19 protein-coding genes, 1 rRNA gene and 2 riboswitches are annotated in these 25033 nt (G+C 55.7%); of the genes, 13 read left to right on the plus strand and 7 right to left on the minus strand.

All coding sequences use genetic code 11. The annotated features are described in order from the left end of the window. Positions 1–270, plus strand: a 16S ribosomal RNA gene (locus Q371_RS19635); the annotation flags it as partial. A 138-nt stretch (positions 271–408) separates the two neighbouring features. On the opposite strand, the gene Q371_RS19640 is transcribed toward Q371_RS19635, so the two are convergent. Next, positions 409–1131: a copper homeostasis protein CutC gene (locus Q371_RS19640; RefSeq protein ID WP_034343719.1), complete on the minus strand. Its 723-nt coding sequence runs from the start codon at positions 1129–1131 to the stop codon at positions 409–411. A 128-nt stretch (positions 1132–1259) separates the two neighbouring features. Between Q371_RS19640 and Q371_RS19645 the strand changes: the two genes are divergently transcribed. Further along, the gene (locus Q371_RS19645) at positions 1260–2018 is read left to right on the plus strand and encodes a methylenetetrahydrofolate reductase (RefSeq protein WP_034343721.1); all 759 of its coding nucleotides are present in this window, start codon (positions 1260–1262) and stop codon (positions 2016–2018) included. 54 nt (positions 2019–2072) lie between these two features. Here Q371_RS19645 and Q371_RS19650 read toward each other — a convergent pair whose 3' ends face one another. Next, positions 2073–2510, minus strand: a complete 438-nt coding sequence (locus Q371_RS19650) for a hypothetical protein (RefSeq protein ID WP_034343723.1) — start codon at positions 2508–2510, stop codon at positions 2073–2075. A 237-nt stretch (positions 2511–2747) separates the two neighbouring features. Further along, positions 2748–2828, plus strand: a riboswitch (cyclic di-GMP riboswitch). 20 nt (positions 2829–2848) lie between these two features. On the opposite strand from Q371_RS19650, the gene Q371_RS26080 reads away from it, so the two are divergent. Then, on the plus strand, positions 2849–4786 hold the full coding sequence (locus Q371_RS26080) for an HD domain-containing phosphohydrolase (protein WP_169743892.1): 1938 nt from the start codon (positions 2849–2851) through the stop codon (positions 4784–4786). Between the two features lie 242 nt (positions 4787–5028). Beyond that, a complete protein-coding gene (locus Q371_RS19660) occupies positions 5029–5370 on the plus strand; it encodes a hypothetical protein (protein ID WP_034343725.1) in 342 nt (113 codons plus the stop codon). Between the two features lie 76 nt (positions 5371–5446). Here the strand turns inward: Q371_RS19660 and Q371_RS19665 are convergent, their stop codons facing one another. Both Q371_RS19665 and Q371_RS19670 read right to left on the minus strand, forming a co-directional pair. Then, the gene (locus tag Q371_RS19665; RefSeq protein ID WP_051964861.1) at positions 5447–6514 is read right to left on the minus strand and encodes a lactonase family protein; all 1068 of its coding nucleotides are present in this window, start codon (positions 6512–6514) and stop codon (positions 5447–5449) included. A gap of 156 nt (positions 6515–6670) precedes the next feature. Continuing rightward, entirely contained in the window at positions 6671–7918 is a 1248-nt protein-coding gene (locus Q371_RS19670) for a mechanosensitive ion channel (RefSeq protein WP_051964863.1), read from the minus strand. A 285-nt stretch (positions 7919–8203) separates the two neighbouring features. Between Q371_RS19670 and Q371_RS19675 the strand changes: the two genes are divergently transcribed. The 4 genes from Q371_RS19675 (at position 8204) to Q371_RS19685 (ending at position 12224) form a co-directional block, all read left to right on the plus strand. After that, positions 8204–8437 (plus strand): hypothetical protein, encoded by a 234-nt coding sequence (locus Q371_RS19675; protein WP_034343727.1) that lies wholly within the window; start codon positions 8204–8206, stop codon positions 8435–8437. A 42-nt stretch (positions 8438–8479) separates the two neighbouring features. Next, the gene (locus Q371_RS19680) at positions 8480–9787 is read left to right on the plus strand and encodes a deoxyguanosinetriphosphate triphosphohydrolase family protein (protein ID WP_034343729.1); all 1308 of its coding nucleotides are present in this window, start codon (positions 8480–8482) and stop codon (positions 9785–9787) included. Between the two features lie 538 nt (positions 9788–10325). After that, positions 10326–10454 (plus strand): hypothetical protein, encoded by a 129-nt coding sequence (locus tag Q371_RS28130; protein WP_281174329.1) that lies wholly within the window; start codon positions 10326–10328, stop codon positions 10452–10454. Between the two features lie 279 nt (positions 10455–10733). Beyond that, a complete protein-coding gene (locus tag Q371_RS19685; RefSeq protein ID WP_051964864.1) occupies positions 10734–12224 on the plus strand; it encodes an RtcB family protein in 1491 nt (496 codons plus the stop codon). 23 nt (positions 12225–12247) lie between these two features. On the opposite strand, the gene Q371_RS19690 is transcribed toward Q371_RS19685, so the two are convergent. Both Q371_RS19690 and Q371_RS19695 read right to left on the minus strand, forming a co-directional pair. Beyond that, on the minus strand, positions 12248–12856 hold the full coding sequence (locus tag Q371_RS19690; RefSeq protein WP_051964866.1) for a carbonic anhydrase: 609 nt from the start codon (positions 12854–12856) through the stop codon (positions 12248–12250). A 130-nt stretch (positions 12857–12986) separates the two neighbouring features. Beyond that, positions 12987–13721: a hypothetical protein gene (locus tag Q371_RS19695; RefSeq protein WP_157442836.1), complete on the minus strand. Its 735-nt coding sequence runs from the start codon at positions 13719–13721 to the stop codon at positions 12987–12989. A gap of 145 nt (positions 13722–13866) precedes the next feature. On the opposite strand from Q371_RS19695, the gene ruvX reads away from it, so the two are divergent. From ruvX to Q371_RS19715, 4 genes are all read left to right on the plus strand, one after another. After that, positions 13867–14277 carry a Holliday junction resolvase RuvX gene (gene ruvX, locus Q371_RS19700; protein ID WP_034343774.1) on the plus strand — a complete coding sequence of 137 codons (411 nt, stop codon included), beginning with the start codon at positions 13867–13869 and terminating at the stop codon, positions 14275–14277. A 187-nt stretch (positions 14278–14464) separates the two neighbouring features. Continuing rightward, positions 14465–14887, plus strand: coding sequence for a hypothetical protein (locus Q371_RS19705; protein ID WP_034343733.1), 423 nt, complete (start codon positions 14465–14467; stop codon positions 14885–14887). 264 nt (positions 14888–15151) lie between these two features. Next, a riboswitch (cyclic di-GMP riboswitch) is annotated at positions 15152–15235 on the plus strand. 89 nt (positions 15236–15324) lie between these two features. Then, the gene (locus Q371_RS19710) at positions 15325–16443 is read left to right on the plus strand and encodes a S8 family peptidase (protein ID WP_051964867.1); all 1119 of its coding nucleotides are present in this window, start codon (positions 15325–15327) and stop codon (positions 16441–16443) included. A 91-nt stretch (positions 16444–16534) separates the two neighbouring features. After that, on the plus strand, positions 16535–18904 hold the full coding sequence (locus Q371_RS19715; protein ID WP_051964870.1) for an EAL domain-containing protein: 2370 nt from the start codon (positions 16535–16537) through the stop codon (positions 18902–18904). 119 nt (positions 18905–19023) lie between these two features. Here Q371_RS19715 and Q371_RS19720 read toward each other — a convergent pair whose 3' ends face one another. Beyond that, positions 19024–21351 (minus strand): penicillin acylase family protein, encoded by a 2328-nt coding sequence (locus tag Q371_RS19720; RefSeq protein WP_034343736.1) that lies wholly within the window; start codon positions 21349–21351, stop codon positions 19024–19026. Positions 21352–22026: 675 nt separating this feature from the next. Here Q371_RS19720 and Q371_RS19730 point away from each other — a divergent pair. Beyond that, entirely contained in the window at positions 22027–24981 is a 2955-nt protein-coding gene (locus tag Q371_RS19730) for an adenosylcobalamin-dependent ribonucleoside-diphosphate reductase (RefSeq protein ID WP_034343740.1), read from the plus strand. Positions 24982–25033 lie beyond the last annotated feature (52 nt).

Below are 25033 nucleotides of genomic sequence, written 5' to 3' on the forward strand. Positions count from 1 at the left end.
GACGGTGAGCGAATCGCTTAAAGTTTTCCTCAGTTCAGATTGCAGTCTGCAACTCGACTGCATGAAGTTGGAATCGCTAGTAATCGCGGGTCAGCATACCGCGGTGAATACGTTCCCGGGCCTTGTACACACCGCCCGTCACACCATGGGAGTGGAATGCAGCTGAAATTGCCGGGAGCTGAGAGGCAGGTACTTAGGTTGTGTTTCATGACTGGGGTGAAGTCGTAACAAGGTAACTGTACCGGAAGGTGCGGTTGGATCACCTCCTTTCTAAGGATCGTCCACTAGAGCTTCTTCTTCTCGTTCAACAGAACTCAAAACCAACCCCGGACGTCGGTCCGGGTTTCGTTTTTTGGGCCAGAGGATCTTCCCTCTGGCCTTTTTGGGTTTGTGCAGGTTTTGAGTCGTTTACAGTCTGAAGCGGTTGGAGGGTGCAGCATCCCGGCCCCGATCACCTCGGGCATGTTTGCGCATCAGGTTGATGCAATTTTCAATGTAGATGGTGTTCAGGCGTCCATTGCGGTCCCTTGCCCCTGCGGCAAAATGCAGGCCCTGCACCCTGGTGTGCTCCAGAAAAGCCATCACCTGTTCTGGTGGCAAGCCTGAAGTGTCAGCAAGCACAGGCAAAGTGGTTTTCTCCAATTGCGTGAGTTTCTGGATTTTGTCTTGTCCCAAAAAGGCACTGTCTGCCTGACCTCGGGTGGTGACCTGACGGACCATGGGATAAAGGGCCAGTTGCAGGTAGTTTTTCACCAGATCCTGGGTCTGGTCAAAAGCCAAATTGACATTGACGCTGAACCCATGTGTGATGGCATCTTCCAGCAAATCCCAGTCCATCACGGTGTTGTGAATGGCCCCGAAGGTGATGTTTCGAATGCCGTGGTTCCAGTAGAGTTCCAGAATCTTGAGGGTGCGGCGTCTGCGGCCTTCTTCATAAGCGTAGTTCTCTGCATCTGGGCGCACCAGAATGGAAAGGGGAATGCGTGCAACATCCGAGCACAGCCCAATGGTTTTGAGGTCCGGACTGATGCCACCCTCTCTGAGGTTTCGCACCAGCACCATTGAGGTGGCCCCGGCATGCTGGGCTTCCCGAACCTCCATGGCGTTTTCGATGGCAACCTCAGCAATCATGGGTTCAGCATACCAGTTGTGACTGAAGTGTAAAGGTGGACGCCTGTCAACTTGGGCAATTCCCTTGTTTGCCCAGAGAACTAGATTTCGGAGGGTGACAGGGGAGCTGGCTGCATACACTGTTTAGCATGCGGATTGCCGTTGAACTGGTCCCCAAAACCTACGAACACCTTCAGGAGGAGTTGACCTTCATCCAGCGGGCTTTGCCTGCCGTGGACACCATCAATCTGCCTGACCTGATGCGTTATGACATCCGAAGCTGGGATGCATGCCGTCCAGTGCGTGACATTTTGCCTCAAAACAGCCCGATCCCCCACTTCAGGTCCATTGACATCAACCTGAAAAAGCCTTTGCCTTTTGCAGAAAATCTCCTGGAAATGGGAATCAAAGAGGTCATTGTGGTGACGGGAGATCCACCCACAGACATGAGCAAACGGGTGTATCCCACCTCTTGCATTGATGCCATCAAGAAGTTCAAACGTGAGCTGCCTGAAATTCAGGTCTATGCAGGTCTGGATCCTTACCGTTCCAGCTTGCGCAGTGAGCTGGAATACCTTGAACGGAAGCAGGAAGCGGGAGCCGCCGGTTTTTTCACCCAACCTTACTTTGATTTGCGCCTGATGGATGTTTTTCAGGAGATGTTTGAGCAGTCAGAGTGCCACAACATGCCCATTTTCTGGGGGGTCACTTCGGTGGTGGGTGTGCGTTCCAGACGCTATTGGGAAACCCGAAATCGGGCCATTTTTCCCAGAGGTTTCGAACCCACCCTGGAATGGAACCGTGAGTTTGTGTTGAAAGCCCTGCAGTGGGTGCGCGAACGGGACAGCAACATCTACCTGATGCCCATCAAGGTGGGCATTGCAGAATATCTGGATGGTTTGCTGTAAATGCAGTTCAAAAAAGACCCAGAGGAAAACGTCTGGGTCTTTTTGTTGGCTGGTTCAGAAGGACCAACGCACCCCAAACCTGCCTGTGGGGCCAATGGGCAAACTGTTGCAGTAGGACTCGGGGCAATTGTTGTTTGGGGCTTGCCAGAGGGTGCGGATCAGGGCCATGCCCCCTGTGGCATCAAGGGCCAGATTGGAGGTCAATTTGAAGCGAATGCCTCCCATCACTTCGGTGGCGGTGAGGGTCTGGATGTTGGGCTCATTCATGAACATCTGGCCCACATTCACATATGGGATGAATGTTCCCTCTCCAAAGAAATACTTCACACTGAGTCCAGTGCTGTAGGAGGGTCGGTTTGCACTTGGAGCAAAATGGGCATGGATTCCATAAGAAAAACCATCCGAGATCGGGGCTTCATATTCTGCACCGAAGCCATAGACTCCAGCTGTGAAAGCCACATTGCTCTGGGCATGAACTTGATTTGACAACACAAACAGAGAAAGGGTAAGGCATAACATTTCTTTTCGCATGATGGTTATTTTATGGATTTGCTGGGCTGTTAACCAGATGATCTTCAAGACAAGCCCTCACTGAAAGATTTGGCCTTTAATTTTCACGGTAAATGAACTGTAAGAAATTGACCAAGGCTTTTTTTCTTCATGAAAACTGTTTTTGATTGACAGTGCGGGGTCTGTTTCGTAACGTGAAGACCAGAATGGGCCATCGCCCACTCATGAGACCATGAAACACATTCTGCATTCGGGCACCTGGAATGTGTGGAGTCAGTGGTGCGACCGGCATGAGCTTTGCCTTCAGGCATGTTGCATTCATGCTGGCACGCCCCTCCAGAGAGGATGCTGCCTTGACCGTGTATTCTTCCTCACAACCTGAAAAAACGCTGGATCTTGATCAGGAACCTCCTGCGCCTGTGGGCATGTACGAAGCAATGTTTCGACTGAATCCCCTGCCGATGTGGGTGTACGACCTGCAGACCCTGAGGTTTCTGGAGGTCAATCAGGCTGCTCTCCTGCGCTATGGTTACACCCGAGCCGAATTCCTGTCCATGGACCTGATGGGCATCCGTCCTCCAGAGGAACAGAACCTTTTGAGGAAATATTTTTGTGCCCCATCGGAGCAGAGGGTCCTGGAAGAAGAGCGCAGTTGGATTCACCTGACCCGCTCTGGAGAGCATCTGGAAGTGCATGTGGAGTCTCAGGAGGTGGAGTTTCAGGGCAGGCCTGCCCGACTGGTGGTGGTGCAGGACATCACCGAGAAAAACCGCATTCAGAAAGCCCTTGAGGAGAGCCAGAGCCAGTTCAAATTGATTGCGGAGAACACCGTCAACCTGATCATCCGGTTTGATCGGGCATTTCAGGTCACCTATGTTTCTCCTTCGATTCAGACTTTGCTGGGTTACACCCCGCAGGAATTCATGGAGATTGCAGACCACCAGTACATCCATCCAGAAGACCGGGAAAGGGTGATTCAGGAGGTTTTGCAAGCTGTTCAGGAGAGGGCACACCAGAAAATTCTGGAGTACCGCCTCCAGCACAAATCCGGGTTTTACCTCTGGGGGGAGACCGCATTTCGCCTGATGTGGCAAGGGGAAGATTTTCAGGGCTTTGTGTCTTCCAGCCTGAACATCACCGACCGGGTGGAGGCGCGGCAGGAACTGATGGAATCCCTGACCACCCTTTCCCAGATGGTGCGCCTTGCCGAAGAACTGGAGCAGGCCAGTGACCCTCTGGACGTGATTCATCTGGCGTTGCAGCACTGCACCAGTGTGCTGCCTTTTGACTATGGCATGTTTGTGCAGGTGGAAGACCACCAGTATCAGGTGGGGACCTGTCTGAACCTGCAGCCTGCCCTTGCAGAAAACCTGCTGAGCCATTACCTGAGTCACTCCGGCCCAAGGTTGCTCCATGCCTTTTTGAAGGGCACGCCAGCTTTCTTTGATGCCCATGAGCCCCTGTGTGCCCCTCCAGAGCCCCTCCCCAGAGCACAGGCCTGTCAGGTGGCTTTGCTGCCCATCCGGGCAGATGGAAGGCTCAGGGGCTTTCTGGTGCTCGGGACCTTCGAGGACCGGTTGGCTTTCACCGAGAACAACCAGCGCATTTTGCGGGCCGTGCGCGACCGCATCTCCCATGCCTTTGAACGCAGTTCTTACATCGAGAAACTGTCTTTCAGCCGGGAGGAGACTCTCAAATCCATTGGAATGGTGCTGGAGTACCGGGATTATGAAACCAAAGGCCACACCGACCGGGTGGTGCACCTGACCCAGCTCCTGGGCCGCAAAATGGGCTTGCTGGGAGAGGCTCTGGATGCCCTCAGGTGGGGTGCTTACCTGCATGACACCGGAAAAATTGCCATTCCGGACCACATCCTTCTCAAACCTGCAAAACTTACCCCAGAGGAATTTGAGCAGGTCAAAAGGCACAGTGAAATCGGGCATGAAATGCTGAAAAACATCCCGAGTTTGCCCCCTTCCACACTGGATGTGATCTTGCACCACCATGAAAAATGGGATGGCAGTGGGTATCCCGGCAAGATGGCCGGATATTCGATTCCGCTGGTCGCCCGGATTTTCAGTGTGGTGGATGTCTATGATGCCTTGGTCTCCAGACGACCTTACAAAGAGCCATTCAGTCATGAGGCAGCCCTGCAGGAAATCCAGAGCTGTTCTGGCAGCATGTTTGATCCCCATGTGGTGCGGGCCTTCGTGGAATTGATGCAGGAAGAAACCGCTTCAGAGCATCCTGCTTCTTGAAAACCTGCTTCTCAACAACAAAAGCAACTCTGAACCACAATTCAGTCTGCCACCATGAATCACATCAGATCCATGAAGAGGGCTTCATGTTGGCACGTTAAATTGATAAAACCTGACAGTCCATCCATTTTCATCCGCTGTGTTCACAACACCGCAGTGTTCAGACCTCTGTGGGTCACTCTGGGCGCTTGGTGTTGGATTCACCCAGAGGTGTTTTTGCACCCTCAGGAGGCCCGAGAACCATGGAATTGATTCTGTCTCACCCCGTATTTCAGGGGCATTTGAACAACATGCCCGCCTGCAAAATGGAAGTCTATGCCGATGAAGACCGCCACCATGTCACCGTGATGATCCGTCTGGGTCGCCAGCATGATTTGCTGGACCCCCACCAGACCATCAATGCGTTTTACCGTCAAGTGCTGTTCCGTCATCTGACGCCAGCCAGCAGCCTGAAATTTTATTGTGTGACGGCTTCAGGAACGTACCAGCATGTGCAACTGGAGGGTTTGCCCGGAGGTTACACAGGAGGGCAACTCATGCCCTGTCTGTCCCTTCCAGCAACAGCCCGCAGCATGACTGCTTGATTCCATACACAACAGACAACAGCAAAGAGAAAACCAGAAGAGGCCAGAGCAAATCTGACCTCTTCTGATTTTGGTATTAAGGCAAGAACGCAAATCCTACAGGGGTTGGGCAGGGAAACAGGCCCACAGGTTCCAAGGTGCCTGCCTCTGCATCCCGTCTGAACACCATGATGGTGTCGCTGTCCTGATTGCCTGTCAGCACAAAGCGGGCATCTGGCGAAAGAACCATTCCTCTGGGCACCTTGCCTTGTGTGGAGACGGTTTCGATCAGGCTCAACTCTGTGGTGTCTGGATGCACCTCAAAGACCGCGATGCTGTCGTGGCCACGGTTGCCCACATAAATGAAACGTCCATCCGGGCTGACAAGCACTTCGGACGCAGAGTTTTTCTCTGCGGTGTGACCCTCTGGAAGGGTGGATGCGAGGTGCTGAACCACCATCAAGCCGGTGGCAGGTTCCACCACCAGACTGGCCACCTGGGAAGAAAGCTCCAGAGCCACGAAAGCCCGGGTGCCTGTGGCATCAAACTGGATGTGCCGGGGACCAGAGCCCTGTGGGAAGGCCACGATGTGCAAACGGTGCAGGGGGCCCTCTGGGCTTTGCAGGTCATAGACGTACACCTCATCGGTCCCGAGGTTGGTGGCGGCCATGTGGCGTCCTGCAGGGTGTGGGCGAATGCAGTGGGCGTGAGGGTGGTCCGCATGCTCGCCGGGGGTGTGGTGCTCATGCTGGTCTGTGGCGATGTGAGGAAACAGGGCTCCATCAGATTGGATGGGGTAAGCCACCACGGATTTTTCGCCCATGTAGTTGGCCACAAAGGCAAACTGGCCTTTCAGGTCCGTGCTGACGAAAGCCGTTGCCCCTTCCAGGGCAGACTGGGCACTGAGCAGGCGCAGCTTGTGGTCCTCCTGAACATGAAAGCTGTAGATGGCTCCTTGCTCGGTTTCACTGGCGGCCAGCACAGCATGACCCTCTGGATGGATGGCCACAAAAGTGGGGTTGGCCACCTCTGCAACCAGTTCTGCCTCTGAAAGCTGACCACTGGTGGGGTCAAGGGTCATGGTGTAGATGCCTTTTCCAGAGGCTCTGGGAACGTGGCCTGCGGACTGGGTGTAAGTTCCAATGTAAAAGCGTTGTGGTTGCATGGGTCTCCTGTCGAATTTCTTGCAGTATAAGCAAACCCTGCAAACCCATGGGTTGCATTTGCACGAAAGCCACAGGGCTGTCTAGCAAGGAAGCCCTTTTCAGAGCACAAAAAACCCCGGAAGTTCCGGGGCTGGTCTGAGGGGTTGATCTGAAAATCAATCTGTGGGGTTGTTGTAAGCAGAGGAAGCGGTCCCGGGCCCAGTGGAAGAACCGGGTTTCTCCAGTTGCTGACGCCAACGTTCGGTGAGTTTTCCAGCGGTTTCTCTGGAGCCCAGACCGAAAGCCAGAGCGAAGGCCACCGCAATGGCTCCGAGGGTCAGCCCGAAGGCAAGGTTCACAATTTCATTGGCGATGCCCATCTGGCGCAGGGCCATGGCACCGAACAGGGCGATGGTGGACCAGCGTGCCACCCCGGCCAGCAGGCGACCGTTCACACCACTGGCGCTGCTGGCAATCCGGGCAAGGAAGTTGGCAACCAGCAGTCCCACTGCAAAAATCACCATGCCCAGCGCAATCTGACCGATCAACTGGATGAAATTGCGGGTCAGGTTGGCGAGGGTTTCGGCTTGCAGCAACTCAAAGGCAGACACCAGAGCGAACAGCACGATGGTGGCATGCACCACATGGCCCGCAATGGCGCTTGGGGTGGTGTTGCCCACTGCGGGACTGCCAGTGGGTTGAAAACCCAGCATTTGGGGCAGTCGGTCAAAGTCCATGCTGGTCAGCAGACCACGCACCAGATCCCCCACAAAACGCCCAATGAAGAAAGCCAGAGCCAGCACCGCAGCAGCAGCGAAAATGTTGGGCAAGGCACTCAGAATGCGGTTGAGCATGTCGCTGATGGGGGCGGTGATGGATTGCAGTTGCAGGGCATCCAGAGCCGCAGTGATGAAAGGAATGATCACCAGACCGTACACCACGATGCCCAGCAGGTTGGAAAGGTGGGTTCCTGCAGGCAACCCTGCACGCATGGTCAGGCGGTCTACACCTGCGGTGGCAGCCACATTGGTCACCAGGGTGCGCAGCAATTTGGCCACGAAAGCCCCGATCAACAGAATCACTGCAGCCCCGAAGATCCTCGGGATGAAGGCCAGGAAAGTGTTGAGGAAACCTGTGGCTGGTGACAGCAGGCTGTTGAGGCCCAGAGCCCCCAGAATGCCGGGCAGGAAAAACAAGAGCACCAGACCATACACGATGTCTCCCACCGTTTTGCTGATCTGCACAGGTTCTCCCTGCTGGTGTCTGGCCATCCTTTCATCGACATGTGTGGCTTTGAGACCTTTGACGGTCAGCAGGCGGGCAAAATGCGCCACCACAAAAGCCGCCACTGCCAGCAGAATGGCTGTGAGCAGGTTGGGCAGGTAATTCAAAAACTGTTGCGTGTAAACCTGAATGGTGTCCATGGCTCCCCCTCGGGTGGTTTTGGCAACCCCCGCTGTGAAATGGCCTTTTGATGGGCCACACTTGCGTGTTGAGGTCATGATAGAAACCCTTTCACAAAGACATGACAGGATTTCTTACAGAACATGAGCAGATTGAGGAAAAATAAACAAACCCTAAAGCTGCTCTGTGACAAGGAAAAACACTCTGGATTTTTCAAAAACAAACACGAGCATGAACATTTCTTTAAGTCAACTCAGCTTTGAAGCGTTAAAATAAAACCAGATCTCAAGTTCGATGGAGCCAGCATGACAGACACCCAGGTCATTGCCGTCAAAAGTGTGGTGCTCCGGCACCTGTCCAGCCGCAAACCCAAAAGACCCTTCACCCTGTTCAGTGAAGTGTCCAGAGACCTCAGCCAGCAACCCCAGTTGCAGTGCTCCGATGAAGACGTGCGTGCCGTGGTGTGGATGCTGGTTTCGGAGGGATTGCTCAAAGTGTTGCCAGACCGCACCCTCCAGAAAAAAAGAGGGGCGCACTGAACCCCATTTGACGCAGATGCCGTTCACTGGTTAAGTTGATGCATGCTGGAAGCCAGACGGCAGGAGCGCAAATTTCTTGACACCCCCGACCAACGCAATGCTTATGCGCGGGATCGGGACCGGGTGTTTTACACCGATGAGTTTCGCAGGTTGGCGGAAATCACCCAGGTCATCACGCCCACCGGCTATGCCTTCCACAACCGCCTGACCCACACGCTGGAAGTCTCCCAAATTTCACGCAGAATTGCAGAAAAACTTCTGCGTGACCGCAAACACCAGAAAAAGCAAACTTTTCCAGAGATAGACCCGGATGTGGTGGAAACGGCAGCCCTGATCCATGACCTCGGGCATCCTCCTTTTGGTCACATTGGTGAGGCCGTGCTGGATGAACTGGTCAGTGTTCATGACCCGGATGGGTTTGAGGGAAACGCCCAGTCTTTCCGCATTGTGACCCGTCTGGCCGTGCAATCCCAGAGTTATGTGGGCCTCAACCTGACCCGTGCTTCTTTGCTGGCCGCCATGAAATACCCCCACCTGCGGGGTGAACTTCCCCTTGATCCCTCCAATGAGGTGCAGGCCAAACGCCACCGCAAATACGGGGCTTACCGGGACGATCTGGAGTATTTTTTGTTTGCCAGAGCGGGACAGAGCACCGAAATGCCCACCATCGAAGCGCAGATCATGGACCACGCCGATGACATCGCCTACTCCATCCATGATCTGGTGGATTTTTACCGTGCAGGCATCCTGCCTGCCGAGAACATGAAGCAAGACAGTTTTTTCGAGCGGTTTTTTGAACGTGAAAAGCATCTGGTGCTCAAGGACATCGACATTGAGGAACCTGAAGCGAAAACCTGCATCCGCAATGCCATTGACCTGATGGTGGGGGATTTCTACTCTGGACGGCGCATTGAGCATGCATCTTTGAAATCTGCTGCGTCCAATTTCATTTCCAATTACGTGGAAAACATCCGTTTGAATCCTGAGGGCACGGGTCTGTGCATTGATCCGACCTACAAGGTGGAGTTGGCGTTTTTCCGGCGCATGATCTGGGCTTATGTGATCCATCGGCCCCAGCTCAGCACCCAGCAGAGGGGCTACCGCAACATCATTGAAAACCTGTTCAGGATTTACTGGAACAGCATCGAAGACGATTACCAGCGCAACATTGTCCCCCCCAGATTCATGGAGGACATCGAGGTGTTGTTGAAAGTGGATCCTGAGCAGTACCGGGCCAGCAAAGCCCGTCTGGTCTCAGACATCATTTCTTCCTTTTCGGACCGTCAGGCCATCATGATGTACCGTCGTCTCAGTGGCATTGATCCGGGGCAGGTGACCGACTACATCTGAGAAAACGCCAATCCTGTAATTTTTTGGTAACGAATCTTTCAAGCAAAAATTGCTGCAAATAACACAAAATGAACACTTGTTTAGTTGTGTTACGCTTTTTTTAATCTGGGTTCTGTCATAGTATGTATACAAGAAAAAGAGAAAAGAAATGCTGGCATTGCAAGTCCGGCATTGTCTTCAGGTGCGGAGGTGTGTCATGCAATTGATTTTCATCGTCTTGTTTCTGCTGCTTCTGGTAGGAGTGGCCATCCTGATCTGCGCCATGGAATCACGTGAGTTGGAAATGGATGCTGACATCAACAGACCCATCCATTGAAATGAACTTCGATGAAAAGCCTCTGTACAGAGGCTTTTTTGTTTTGGTTCCCTGAACCCGAGCTTAAGAAAGTTTTAAGAAGGAAATCCCACAATTTCAGCAGGGCTTAAGCCCCACTTCCAGTGGTTTTCAACATGCCAGAGCACAATGGTCTCATCGGACAGGAAACAGCAAGTCAGGACCTGTGCAAGGGTCCTCATGTGTTTTTCAGGAGGTCAGAAGATGGAAGCTCTGGTGATGCTGGGATTTTTTGGTTGTGTGACGGTGGTGTCTTTCATCCTCAGTGCCCGTGATGAACAGGATCCTGATATGGATTCTTCTGTGCTGACTTCTGCTTCTGCTGTAAAATAGAAATTCTGAAGTTGTATTGGCATTTTGTCTTGCAGTTGAATTCAAAATCGTTTCCATTAAATCGTTTTCATTTTTGAGGTGGAGCTGAAAAGGCTCCACCTTTTTTGACTGTTTGTACTGTTTTGTGCTACGTCGAACAGCGGATTTGCAAAAACAAGGATTTTGATACCTTGAAGACATCGCCTCAACTGCTGCTGTGGGGCCAATGGCATTTTTTCTCAGCCAATCAAGGCTCTGGAAACCAGAGTCTCCTGTCTCACAGCACACCAAAGAGGTTGTATGTTTTTCCGAACCGATCCTTACCGTTTGAAGTACCAGACCAACCTGCCTGCAGAGGTCATCCTGTTTGCCAGTTCACAGGTGCCATTTGACCGCAAAGCCACAGCACAACTGCAAAACCTGCTGGACATCGAACACACTGTGCAACAGTGGAAAGTCCAGCATCCAGAGCACATCCCTGCAAGTGCTGCCTTGCAGAAAGTGGTGCTGACCCCCGATTTTCACAAGTCCAGCACCCTTCCTGTGGGTACCGTTTTGCAAACCCGCCACTTCTTTTTGCCTCAAGCCACAGGCAACGATGTGGGGTGTGGCATGCGCCTTCACCTCACCGAACTGCAAGCCGAGCAGGTGCTGGAAGAGCGTGCTCGCCTCATTCCAGCATTGCGCCACATGTTTTTCGAAGCTGGGCGCAACATTCCCATGAACCGCTTGCAAAGGGAAGCGTTGCTCAGAGAAGGCATGATGGGCCTCCTCGAAACCACACCCACCTCCTTGCAAACCGGACTCTGGCAGGATTTCCACCTGCAAGACCTCTGGCAGGACACAGAACACACCGAACGGCTGGGCAGTTTGCGTGCCAGCAGCACACCTGGTCTGCAGGATTTTCTGGGCAACAAAGCATTCACACGGGATGGTCAGGTGGGTTCTCTGGGTGGAGGCAACCACTTTGCAGAACTCCAGAGGGTCGCCCGCATTCTTGACCCTGTGCGTGCCCACCTCTGGGGCATCAGGGAAAATCAGGTGGTGGTGATGGTGCACTCGGGCTCGGTGTCGGTGGGACACACCAGTGCTGGAATGGTGGAGGCTGTGCTCAAAGAACTTGCCAGACAGGGACCTTTACAGGCCCGTGGTTTTGTCCCAATGTTTCACATGAAACATCAGAGCAAACACCAGAGCCACAGCCAGACCCTTCAGGATGCCCTGCACAATGCTGCCAACTTTGCCACGGTCAACCGCATGATGCTGGCCCTGATGGTCTGTTCGGTGTTGCGCAAATGTGGTCTGGAAACCGCTTTCCCACTGCTGTATGACGCCCCACACAACATGCTCTGGCGGGAGGGTGAAAGCTGGATTCACCGCAAAGGGGCCACCCCTGCCAGAGGGATGGAGGACCTGATGGGCACCCCTTTTCAATCCACAGGTGAACCTGTGCTGGTGCCCGGTTCGATGGGGACCAGCAGTTTCCTGATGGCAGGTCTGGGGTCCATGGAAGCCCTTTGCAGTGCCAGTCACGGAGCAGGACGGGTGCTGTCCAGAGGGCAGGCCATGCAAAAACCTTCAGATGGGTTTGCCACATGGCTGGATCGGGTGGTGACGCCCCTTGATGTTCGCAGGGTGCGATCGGACATCGCCCGGGACCACCTGAAAGACCTCTGGCAGGAGGCCCCTGAAGCGTACAAAAACATTCAGGCGATCATGGAAACCCTGCAAGGTGCAGGCATGGCCACGCCTGTTGCAGAGCTTGAACCCTTGCTGACCATCAAAGGATGAACTCAGACTGTTGAATCCACGACTCAGAGCAGTTTGACTTTGCCAGAGTCCAGATTGTAAAAAGCCCCCACGATTTTGAGTTTGCCTTGCTGCACGGCTTCTCTGAGGATGGGGGTTTGCTGCAGTTCATGAACGGTGATCTGCACATGGGCTTTGATGGTGGCGTCCAGCAGATTCTGTTCGTGTTGTGAAACTTCAAAAGCGGGTTTGATGTGCTCGACCAGCCAGTCGATGTCCTCGTGGGCGTGCATGTGTTTTTCAAGGGCTTCCAGTGTGCTTTTCACGGCCCCGCAACGGTCATGTCCGAGCACCACCAGCAAGGGAATTTTCAGGGCTTCCACCCCAAATTCGAGGCTGCCCAGCACGGCATGGTCCAACACGTGTCCAGCGGTGCGAACCACGAAAAGTTCTCCCAGACCAGAGTCGAACACCAGTTCTGGGGGAACCCGTGAATCCACACACCCAAGGATCATGGCGTAAGGGTGCTGCCCGCGGGCGACTTCTGCACGCCGCTCGGGGCTTTCATCGAGGTGGGGGGCGTTGTGGGTGTACCTGCGGTTGCCGTCCAGAAGCAGGCTCAGTGCCTCTTCTGGGGTTTTGGGATGGGGGAGGGTGGATTCCAGAACAGTCATGTTACTCAAACAGTATCAGGATTGTGCCCCGGTTCCCATGCAATTTGTCCCTGCATGGTCTTGCTGAATGCTGCATACCGGGATATGATGTATATATCAATCGGCCGAGCGCCGATTTTTTTGTTGCCTTTTAAGCCACCTGCCCGGTTTCTCTTGCCAGAGCATATTCAAACCCCGCCCGGTCACTGAGACCCAGAGGTGCATAACCCACGGCCTTTGCAGGCCCATCCCCATACAGGCAGGCAAACAGGGTGGGGAAGTGGGTGCTCTGCAGGTGGGGTTGCAGGACCTCTGCGGTGTATTCCAGTTCCTCTGCGGAAAAGGTTACGGTTTCTCTGGCAAATTGCAGTGCCCGGCCTTCCTGCAAGAGCATCTGTTCCAAGGTGGTGGGTGCCCCATGCTTCAGGTGGTCAAAGTGCCTGAAGGCACCTGCAAAAGCGTTTTTCCTGAGGGTTTCTTTGTCGATGGGGTCAGACACCCACAGCAAAATTGGAATCCAGTCGTGATGGTAACGGGGAAGCTCAAAGCATCTGGAGGCTTCTGTCAGGTGGCGTTGGGTCCATCCTCCTTTAAGGTCATCGGCAATGACCCAGCACATGTTGCGGTCCGGGGTGTCTGGAAGCAGGGCATTCAGTTCAGTGGCAAAGTCCTGCAACCAGAGGTCTGCCCCTTCTGCCAGCAAAGCATCAAGGTGTTCCGCCACATGCTCTCGGGCCATCGGGTTCATGGCTTGCAAGGGCAGGGTGGGCAGCCGTTCAGGGTGGCCGTTGGCCATCAGGTCAAGGTAAGCCTCGAAGCGCTCCATGCCTCTGGGGAGGTCGTAAAGCCGTCTCTGCCGTTCAAGAAGGGGAATGGCGTGGATCATGTTTTCAGTGTGCTGGAAAACTGGGTCCAATGCATGTGCATATTGGCCTGCATAATCTTGACAAGTCATGCATACTGTGCTATCTTATTCAACATAAGCGGCGAAAAGACCGCGATTTTTTTTGCCCCAAAAACCCCACAAAACCATGGCTGACACTTCTGCAAATCCCGAAACCACCTACCTGGCCCTTGATGTCAGTCCGAAACGCATTGGCTTTGCCATCAGTTATGGCCGGTTGGCTTTTGGTCGCGGCTACCTGCACCGGGGCAAGCAAGCCGAAGACATCCTTGGCATCCAGAGCAAAATGCAGCAAGAGCAGGCCACCGAACTGGTGCTGGGTTTGCCCCTTCGCACCGATGGACTGCCCAGCAAGCAGGCCCAGAAGGTGCGTGCCCTTGGGCATGCATTGCGTCAGGCTGGACTGACCGTGCACTATCAGGACGAGCGTTACACCACCCTGAGCGCTGAAGAAGACCTGAACGGTCGCCGCAGGTCCAAAGGCGAACTCGATGAGGCCAGTGCGGTGCGCATCCTGCAACTCTTTCTGGAAATCTGAAACACCCTGTAAAACACCTTGCACTTTCTGACCCTGCTCTGGCAGGGTTTTTTGTTGTGGTCCAGCCGTTAACAGCCGATTAGCGGTGCGTTTATGGGGAGCATGGCATCCTCGCTTCAGGAAGGACAGGACGACAGGACATCCCTGAGCGTCAAATCCCTGTGCTTTCGATGCAAGAAAGGAATTTATGCCTGCCCAATTCACCACTGAAGACCTGCTGCCCCACATCGCCAACCAGCAACCTGCCGGTCACGCCCTGACCGCCACCACCGACGCTGCAAGCCTCCCCCTGCACGATCAGGTGTCTGCCATCCGGGGTCAGATTGTGCTGATTGCGGCGTTTGGATGCTCTGTGGTGCTGTCTTACGAGGTGCAATCCACCCTGATTCAGGTGGACCTCACCCTGCAAACCCCTCTGGGGAATGTGTCTCTGGGCCATGCCCAACTGGATCCCCAGCATCCTTCGATCACTCTGGGCGGTTCTGTGGCAGGCTTCAAAGCAGAAGTCACGCTCAGCTTTGATTTCTCCACGCTGCAACTCTCTGGAACAGCCACCGTTTGTGCTCCATTTGTGGGATGCAAAAAAGGCTCATTCAGCTTCCGACTCTGAGTTTCGGATCCCTACCTTCACACAACAAGGCAAACAACAAAGGGCAGGCAGCAGAGGCTGCCTGTCCTTTGCTTCAGCCAGAGCAGTGAATTCTGAAGTCTGGCTGAGGAAATTTCCGGGAGTTGTACGGAAAATGTTAAGGGCTCTGTTTTTGTCGCAGCAGAGCCATTTTTTGGCATGCATGAATTTGATTTTTCGCGTCTGGATTGACCCGTAAGCGCTTTTTTGTCATGATTGTAGCAGATCAGTACAGAGCCAAACCCTCTGGCTGATAGCGACCGTGAAGCCTTTCCTGTATTCGGGCACCTGGGAAAGGTGGAGTCAGTGGTGCGACCGGCTATTGGTCGCTGCTGTGGTATCTCCACAGTGGCTGTCATTTCATTTGCCCATCCGGCAGATGCACTCTTGCTTTTGGGAGTCCAAGGAGGGACGTGACCATGTCACACACTTCTGTTCTGAAACGCCTCACCCTATTCACCACCTTGCTTTTGACCCTCGCTTCCTGTGGGCAGGCCCCCGTCAGCCAAAATCAGCAAGAGTACCAGAGCCCTCCCATTGAACAACTGGGTTCCAGCGAGTTGTTTGACGTTTCCCTGAGCGACAAGGGCACCTTCAAAACCGAAGGCATCGCCTGGTGGATCGATGGAATCGGTTGGTGGATTGACGGCATTGGCTGGTGGATTGATGGCATCGGTTGGTGGATCGACGGCATTGGCTGGTGGATTGATGGGATTTATCAACCCGCCCCTGCCAACAGTGCTGCGTTCAACAAAATCAATCTGGAAAAAGCCCAGAAAATGGCACCCTTGCTCGGACAGGGGGTCAATGTGGCCCTGATTGACACCGGCGTGGATTTCCAGCACCCGATGCTCAAAGGGGCGGTGACCCCCGGCTGGGATTATCTGGGCTGGGACAAAGACCCTTCCGATGAAGGCAAAGATGGTGACGCTGCATATGGTCACGGCACCGCTGTGGCCGGGCTGATTCGCCAGATTGCCCCCAGAGCCACCATTCAGGTGTTCCGTGTGCTCACTCCGGATGGTGCGGGCCGTTCCAGAGACATGGCCAAAGCCATTTATGACGCTGTGAACGGTGGAGCCGACATCATCAACCTGAGTGTCAGCACCGACCAACTCACCAGCAGTGTGTACACCGCCATGCTGTACGCTGCCAACAAGAAAGTGTTGATGGTGGCCTCTGGGGGCAACAAAGGAGGCAGCAAACCCCTGCCCCCTGCCTTGCAATTGGGCAGCGATCCTTGGCTGGACCTTTCAGGACTGAGTGTGGGCAGCGTCAACACCGATGGTTCCAGTGTGGAGTGGAACCATCAGGGCAACGAAGTGCTGGCCCCCGGTGTGAACCTGTTCACCGCTTACCCCGGTCAGCGCAGCGTGCTCGCCACGGGCAGCAGTTTCAGTGCCCCGGTGGTGACTGGAACACTGGCTCTGGCCCTCGGGCAAGGGGCCAACTTCTGGAAACTCACCCCCCTCTTGGAACAAACCAGCACCGACAGGGTGATCAACGCCGAGGCTTTCCTGAAACAAGCCCTGAAGTGATCCTCTGGCCTGCAGCCGGGAAGTGTGCAACTTCCCGGCTGAACGTGCATACTGAAAGAACCCCCGAGTTTTGCCCGTCAAGGAGCAGCCGATGTCTGATCCGAATTCCTCCAGCCTGAGGACCCCCAAACGCCTTCTTGAGGAAGCCAAACGGCACATGCAGGAAGACACCGAACGGGCAGCCCTGCTGTACGAGCAGGCCGTTGCGCGGGCAAGGCTGTACCGGGATCAGGAGACCCTTGCGGATGCCCTGAATGGCATGGCCAAACTGGCCCACAAAAAAGGGGAGAGCAACGCAGCGATCTTTCATTTGCAAGAGGCCCGGGAAATCCGCCGCCTGCTCGGGGATGTGCGTGGAGAGGCAGGCTTGCTCAGCAACATCGGAAGCCTGTACACCGATCTGGGGAGCTTCAACACCGCTCTGGATTTTCTGTTGCAGGCCGAAACGCTGGCCGGGCAGCAAGGGGATGTGCTCTCTGCGGGCATTGCCACCAATCTGGCACGGGTGTACGACAATCTGGATGAAGTGCAAAGCGCACAGGACCAGTACCAGAAAGCCCTGAAAATTGTGCAGGAAGCCGGACACCGGATGGGTGAGGCCATCCTCAGCACCAATTACGGGGAATTTCAGTTGAGGCGGGGCAACCTGCCCAGAGCCGAAGAACTGCTGGGCTCTGCTCTGGACATCACTGCCAGAAAAGGCATGGTGGCCGCTGAAGCCCTGCGCCACCTTGGGGTCTTGTACCGCCAGAGGGAAAACACGGATGCCGCTTTGCTGGCTTTCCACGAGGCGATCAATCTGGCCCGCAGTTCAGGGGCCATCGACAGCCTGATTGAAGTGCTGATCAGTGAAGCGGAAACCCACCTCGGGCAGGGGCATCTTACGCTGGCACGGGATGTGCTCTTTGAAGCCGAGGAACTGGCACGGGGCAGCAACCGGCAGCGCACCCTGTCGCGGATTTTGCAGCTCACCTCGCAGGCGATGGAGCAGGACGGAGAGGTGCAGGCGGCCCTTCATACCGCCCGAGAAGCCCACCAGCTGGAAGCACAGGTGCTCAAAGCCGAAGCCGAACAGCGCACCCGCCAACTGGCCACCCAGCACGAACTGGAACGGGCCAGAACCGAACTGGACCAGCAACGCCACCGCTACGAAACCGAACGGCAGGCCAAAGAAAAAATGGAGCGGGAATCCTTCGAGCGCATGAAGGAACTGGAACGCAAAGCCCTTTATGATGCCCTGACCGGACTTCCCAACCGCTTGCTGCTGGCAGACCGTTTCCGGGTGGCTCTGGAGCATGCTTCCAAAAGCGGCACCCGTCTGGCGCTCGGGGTGCTGGACCTCAACAAGTTCAAAGGCATCAACGACAACCTCGGGCACCACGTGGGAGATGAACTGCTGATCGAGGTGGCAAGACGGCTGGAACCCATTTTGCGCACCGAGGACACGGTGGCCCGCACAGGCGGAGACGAGTTTGTGTTCTTGATCCGCTCGGTGGCAGACAGCAGTGCGGTTCTGGCCGTCGCCCGGCGCATCATGCAGGCCTTTGAGCCGATGTTCCACCTGTACCAGCACCACCTGCATGTGTCGCCCAGCGTGGGCTTCGCAGTGTTTCCAGAGGATGCCCTCACCTATCAGGACCTCTTTGAGAAAGCCGACAAAGCCATGTACGAAGCCAAAACCAGAGGCAGCGGTTTTGAACTGCACGGCATGCAATCTTCGGACCGACTGGCCCCGGTCACGCTGGAAAGTGCTCTGCATCAGGCCCTGAAGAACGAAGAACTGGACATCGTGTACCAGCGGTTCACCGATCCCAGAGGCAAACCCAGAGGGGCAGAAGCCCTGCTGCGCTGGCACCACCCGATGTTCGGGCACATTTCCCCTCTGGAGTTCCTGCCGATTGCCGAGAGCACAGGCCTCAGTGTGCCCATTGGGGCGTGGGTGCTGAACCGGGCCTGTCAGGATGCAGCCAAATGGCATGGCTTGATCCTGAGTGTGAATGTCTCTGCCAAGCAGTTTTCACACCCTGATTTTGCCGCCACGGTTCAGCAAGCCCTCGACAAAAGTGGCCTGAACCCGGCCCTGCTGGAACTGGAAATCAAAGAAGAATTGCTGTCCCGACACGGAGAAAGGGCCCAGAGTCGCCTTTCCGCTTTGAGGGACCTCGGGGTGCGCCTGATCATCGATGACTTTGGCGAGGGGTTCACCAGCTTCTCAGCCCTGAAACACCATCCGGTGCATGGGGTGAAACTGGACCGCAACCTGATTCAGGACCTCAACCCCGAGCAACCCAGCAGCAGGGATGAAGCCCTGTTGACCGCAGTGGTGCGGATGGCACAGGCCCTTGGTCTGGATGTGATCGCCAAAGGGGTGGAAACCGAACACCAGTGGGAAGTTCTGACCTCTCTGGGGGTCAGTGCCGTGCAGGGCTTTTTGTTTTCCCGTCCAGAGAAAGCCTTCTGAAAGCCAGAGCCGCCAGCAAAAAAACCGCCTGCACATGAAATGCAGACGGTTGCACGGATCCCACCAAAAGTTTTAAGACCAACCTCAGGGTAAAGAGTTCCCCCTGAAAAAACCTGAAATCAGGGTTGCAGGATCAGGCTCTGGCCCCCATCAAAAGACTTCATGGGGATCAGCTCTCCATCCCGCCAGAGGGGGGAGAGGTCGTTGTAATGGGCACTGAACACGTTGCCGCTCTGGCCCAGCGAGAACACGAACAGGCTGTTGTCCATGTTGGCGAGGTCCACAATCTGTCGGTAACTGGCCCCGTGGGTTTGCAGGTAATGCTCCTGATCGTAGGTGCCCACATTGACGGTGTACAGTCCGCCATCGGTGGGGGTGAAGCGGTTGAACAGCCAGCCCACCTGGGGGTTGTCCTTGAAGACGTGGGCACTGTAGGCCTTGTGCAACCTGCCCCACTCCCAGGTGCTCTGGTCTTCACCCAGACGGCCCTTGAGGTCCTGAACGGCCCGGTCCAGACTGAGCGAGAGGTATTCGGCACAGTTGTTGCTGTTGGGGCCTTTGCAGAACAGGCCGTCGTTCTGGAGTTGTCCGAGCACAAAATAAGGGTGCTTGCGTTCTTTCTCGGTGGGCAACTCGTCTTGAATCATGTAGGTGAGTTGCTTGTACCACGCAGCAAAAACCGTGGACCCGATGCTCTCTTGCTTCTGGAAGCCGTCCCAGCTTTTCAGGGTGTCCAGCGCCTGACGTGCAGCCTCAGAACGGGGTTTGGTGGCCAGCAAATAAGGTTTCAGGTCCTGCCAGAGCAGGCTGTAAGAATCGTGCTGGATTGCCTTGAACGAATCGACGGTGTGTTTGGGGGTGGCTTCCAGCAGTTCCACAATGCGGGCTTTGCGGTAGCGGGTGGCAAACAGTTCATCGGCGCCCAGAGGATACAGGTAACCCTCGGGCACAGGGCGCTCGTTGGCGGTGGCGATGTAGCCTTTCTCGGGGTTGTAGACGTGGGGAAGCTGTTCAAAGGGAATGAACCCTTTCCAGTCTTTGCTTCCAGAGACGGGTTCGCTGCCATCCCAGCCATCACGCAAAGGGATCTTGCCGGGTGCATAATAGCCGATGTTGCCGTCCACATCGGCGTACAGGAAGTTCTGGGTGGGGCTGATGTACAGCTTGAGGGCTCCCGTGAACTCCTGCCAGTTCTGGGCGTAATTCAGGCCGATGAAAGCGTCCAGTGTGGTGTCTGCGGGTTGCAATGCCGTCCATTTCAGGCTGACCACCTGCCCGAGACTTTTGGCCTGTTCGTTGATGTCGCTGATGATGGGACCATGCTTGCTTTCCCGAACGGTGATTTTCACGTCGGGTTTGCCTTTGACTTTGATGGTCTCTTCCCGCTCGGTGAGGGGGGTGCCCTCGGGCTCGATAAAGAGGTCTTGCACGTCCGGGTTGGTGTTGGTCACAGCCCAGGAAATGCGGTCGTTTCTTCCGATCACCACGGCAGGCAGACCCGGAATGGTGCCTCCGATGGCATGGAGGGTGGGTCCCTGAATTTCGGCCAGATACCAGAGCGCAGGGGCACTGAGGGAAAGGTGGGGGTCGTCGGCGAGCAGGGGTTTGCCTGTGGCACTGCGGCTGCCTGCCACCACCCAGTTGTTGGAGCCCTTGTCTGGCACCTTCTGCATGCCCAGACTGGCCTGAATGTCTTTCAGGGCCATCAAACCGTTCAGGGTGGGATCGGACAGGGTGACCGGGCTTTCTGTGGTTGCAGGTTCACGGAACAGGTTGGTTTTCTGAAGCTCCGCTTTGTTCAGGATGGTGGGATCGGTGCTGGGGATGGGGGGGAAGAACTGCTTGAGGCCCTCCTCGCCCAGCTTGTTGTGGACCAGAGCTGCCAGAATTTCATCGTCCCAGTTGCCCCCGAGGTCAAAAGCCATCATTTTTTGCCAGCTCAGGGTGTCGATGGCGGTCCACGGCTCGGGCTGGTAGCCCAGCAGGGTGAATTCCAGAGGCAGTTTTTTGGTGGCGAGGTAGGCGTTCACCCCTCCGGTGTAGGCCTGCACGATCTGCTTGGAGCGGTCCGAGAGGGCGGGGTAAGCCTGCTCTGCTGCGCGGTAAAAGCCCCAGGTCCGCAAGAACTTGTCCTGAGGCAAGACGCTTTCGCCGATCACTTCAGAGAGGCGACCTGCTGCGACCCGCCTCTGGAAATCCATCTGCCAGATGCGGTCCTGTGCGTGCACATAACCCAGAGCGAAAATGGCATCCAAGTCGCTGCTGGCGGCTTTGATGTGCGGAACGCCGTGGCTGTCCCAGTTGATGCGGACCTCTCCGGTGAGGCCTTGCAGTTTGAGGGTGCCTGCTTTGGGGGTGTAGGTCCGGTAATACAGGAAGCCGATGGCCCCTGCAATCAAGATCAGAATCAGCAAAAACAGCCAGCCAAGAGCACGAAGAAAACGCATGTTCCTCCCAGAGCATGCCTGTGGGTCTGGGACCGTGGTGAAGGGTTCCATGGGGCACGCTCATCGGTGTGATGGGCCCATCATACGGGAAAACCCGTGGGCTTACACCGGGTTCAAAAGAAGGCCCCTGCAAAGGGAATGAGCACTTTGAAGCGATTCAAGCAGGGCAGCAAACCCCACCCTGAAAAGCAAAAGGGAAGATGCAGGGCTCTGGAAAAGGCTTTTTGAATTTGAGGTGCCTGAGGGGGGCCTTTTGGGCCTTTTGAATGGGGCAACTTGTCATGGACTTCTGGGGACCAGAGGTGTACCATATCTGACCGTTGGACCCGACCTGTGCACCAGAGCACAGACCGTGACACTTTGTTCATATTCTGCTTTAAACTTAAAAGGCACCAGATTTCCTGCACTGGAACCTCATTTTTTTGATTGTGAAGTTACACCAATTGAAAGGCTATAAGGCATCATATATAGACTGTCAAGACTTGCACAGTACCGTATTTGGTATTAAAGTACTCTCATCCAAGGGAAACCCAACGGACCTGTAGAGAAGCAGTCCAGAGGGTTTTTGCTTTGTCGAGCATTCGGGTTTTGTCTACGGATTTGTATACAACGTAAAAACCGTCTTACAAATGCACCCCGCAAGCACAACGCCCACAGCATCAGGAGGAGTACCCCATGACCCAACTTGAGACCCGCACCCTCAGCCAGTTCGACGACAACGCCCAGCACATCGCCAAACGCCAGTACATGCAAGCAGGAGACGGCAGCATCGCTGGCATGTTCGAACGGATCGCCAAATGGGTGGCCGGTGCCGAGCCTGTCGAGGCCCGAGAAAAGTGGACTCAAGTGTACTTCGACCTGATGGCCGAGAAAAAATTCTGCCCCGGAGGCCGCGTGCTGGCCGGAGCCGGAACCCAGCACGGCAACGTGCTGAACTGCTTCGTGCAGGGGGCCACCGACAACGATCCCTCCAGCTTTGAAGGCATCATGGAAGTCGCCAAGAAACTGGCTCTGGTGACCAAAGTCGGCGGAGGCAACGGGGTGAACCTCGATGTGTACACCCCCAGAGGGGCCAACACCCGCGCCGATCAGGGCGTGCGTGGCTGGGCTTACATGAGCGCAGAGCACGCAGACGTGCACGACTTCATTGAAGGCATGATGCGTCCTCCCACCCAGCCTGACGGCGAAAAGCAACCCATGGCGATCCGCAACTGGACCCGCGTGATTTACGGAACCAGCATCTCCATGGAACTGGTGACCCTCGCCCGCCAGAACGGCGTGAGCGTGGTTCGCACCCTTCCAGAGGGCGTGCTTCCCGTCAAAGACGACATGGGCGGCATCGTGGACGCTGCCAGAGCCGTGGCCGAAACCGCCAAAGTGGGCATCGAACCCCGCATTGACCTGACCCCCTTGCGTGCCGAAGGCAGCCCCATCAAAGGCTCAGGTGGCACCTCCTCCGGTCCGGTCAGCTTCCTTGTGGAACTCTTTGACAACTTCCTTGAGTGGGCCAACCTCGGGGCAGAGAACTCCGGCCCCATCAACACCCTGCGTTACTGCTACGCCCCCGTGCTGCGCGTGGTGCGTCAGGGCGGAACCCGTCGCGGTGCAGGCATGGCCACCATCTCCATCGAGCACCCCGATGTGCTGGACTTCCTGACCGCCAAAGACCTGGACCGGGAAGCCTCCGAAGGGGACATCTCCACGTTCAACATCTCCATTCTGGTCAGCAACCGCTTCTGGGACGTGCTGCAAGCCAACGGCCTCTGGGAGATCGCTGCGCAGGAAGTGCCCGGCAAGTACTACATCGAACCCATCCACGCCAAATATGAAGGCACCTATGCCGAACTGCCCGTCCGTGACATCGACGGGGCCAAAGGGGTGCCCTACTACGACGGAGGCATTCCTGCCCAGTGGATCTGGGACCAGATCGCTGAACACGCATGGAGCACCGGCGAACCCGGCTTGATCTTCGTGGACCGCATCAACGAATACAGCGCCCTGAAAGACCTCGGGGAGCGCTACCAGATCAAGAGCACCAACCCCTGCGGAGAGATCCCCCTGACCGTGGGCGAACCCTGCGACCTCGGGGCCATCAACCTTGCGGCCTACGTGAAAAACAGCAGCTTCGACTTCGCAGAATTCCGTCAGGACGTGCGCAAGTGCGTGCGTTTCTTGGACGACGTGCTGGACGTGAACGTGTTCGCTCTGGAAGACAACCGCGTGGCCAGCCAGACCCTGCGCCGCCTCGGGCTGGGCGTGATGGGCCTTGCAGACGCCCTGATCAAAATGGGCCTGCGTTACGACAACGAAGCTGGACGCGAAGCCATCTACGAAATCATGAGCGTCCTGCGTGAAGAGGCCATTGCAGAAAGCGAACGCCTTGGATCTGAACGCGGATACTACGCCATCAGTCAGGACCCCCAGAACAAAGACAAAATCCCCCACGCACCCCGCCGGAACGTGGCCGTGCTGACCGTGGCCCCCACCGGAACCACCAGCATGCTGATGGGCGTGTCCTCGGGCATCGAACCGGTGTTCTCTCCCTTCATCTGGAGAAAAATCGGCAGCGAGTACAAAGCCCTCCTCCACCCCCTCTTTGTGGAGTTGCTGGAAACCTACCCTGCTGCCCCCGCCTTCGAGAAGAACGGCAAATGGGACTGGGACCGCATCACCGACGCTGTGAGCAACAACCACGGCAGCCTGCAAGGACTGGACTTCATCCCAGAGGCCATCCGTCAGGTGTTCGTGTGCGCCCACGACATCAAACCCGTCGAGCACGTCCGCATGCAGGGCACCGTCCAGAGGGCCTTTGACGCCGAAGGTTACGCAGGCAACTCCCTGTCCAAAACCATCAACCTGCCCAACGAAGCCACCGTGCAAGACGTGCAGGACGCTTACAATGAAGCCTTCGTCACGGGCTGCAAAGGCATCACCGTGTACCGCGACGGGTCCCGTCAGTTTCAGGTGTTGAGCACGAGCAAGACGACCAAGAAGAAGGAAGCCGAGAGCACTGAAACGCCAGTGACAGCTGCCGAGGGCCAAGGGCCGAGGGCCGAGGGCGAAAAAGCACCAGCCGTTGCAGCTTTCCAACCCGGCAAACCTGTGTTTGACCGCCCGAGCCGTCTGGAAGGGATCACCGACATGGTGAAACTGACCGATCCCTCGACGGGGCACCGCCGGAGCTTCCTGGTGACCATCAACCACACGCAGGGCAAACCCGTGGAAGTGATCGTGACCTCTGGCCGCGCCGGAGATGAAGCCAATGCCGACAGCGAAGCCCTCGGGCGTGTGGTGTCCATTGCCCTGCAATACGGGGTGCCTGCCAGCGCTCTGGTGAAGACCCTGAGGGGCATCAATGGTGGGCTGTACGGAAGCTACAACGGCAGGCTGGTTGGGTCCAAAGCGGATCTGGTGGCTGTGGCTCTGGAAACCTTCAACAAGCCCACCCAGAAGATTGAGGTGGCACACCTTCAGGGGGCAAGCACCGATGTTCAGGAACCCTCTGAAGTCGTTGCTGGTGACGCTGTGCAAACTGGAACCAGTGTTTGTCCGGTGTGTGACAGCAAAGCTCTGGTCCGTGAAGAAGGGTGCGTCAAGTGCCAAGCCTGCGGATATTCTAAGTGCGGATGAGATAAATCTATTTCTAAAAATTTTTAATCTTGACTAAAATACAAAGGCAGAC

Origin of the sequence: Deinococcus misasensis DSM 22328 (genome assembly GCF_000745915.1) — a bacterium.
Classification (GTDB): Bacteria; Deinococcota; Deinococci; order Deinococcales; family Deinococcaceae; genus Deinococcus_C; species Deinococcus_C misasensis.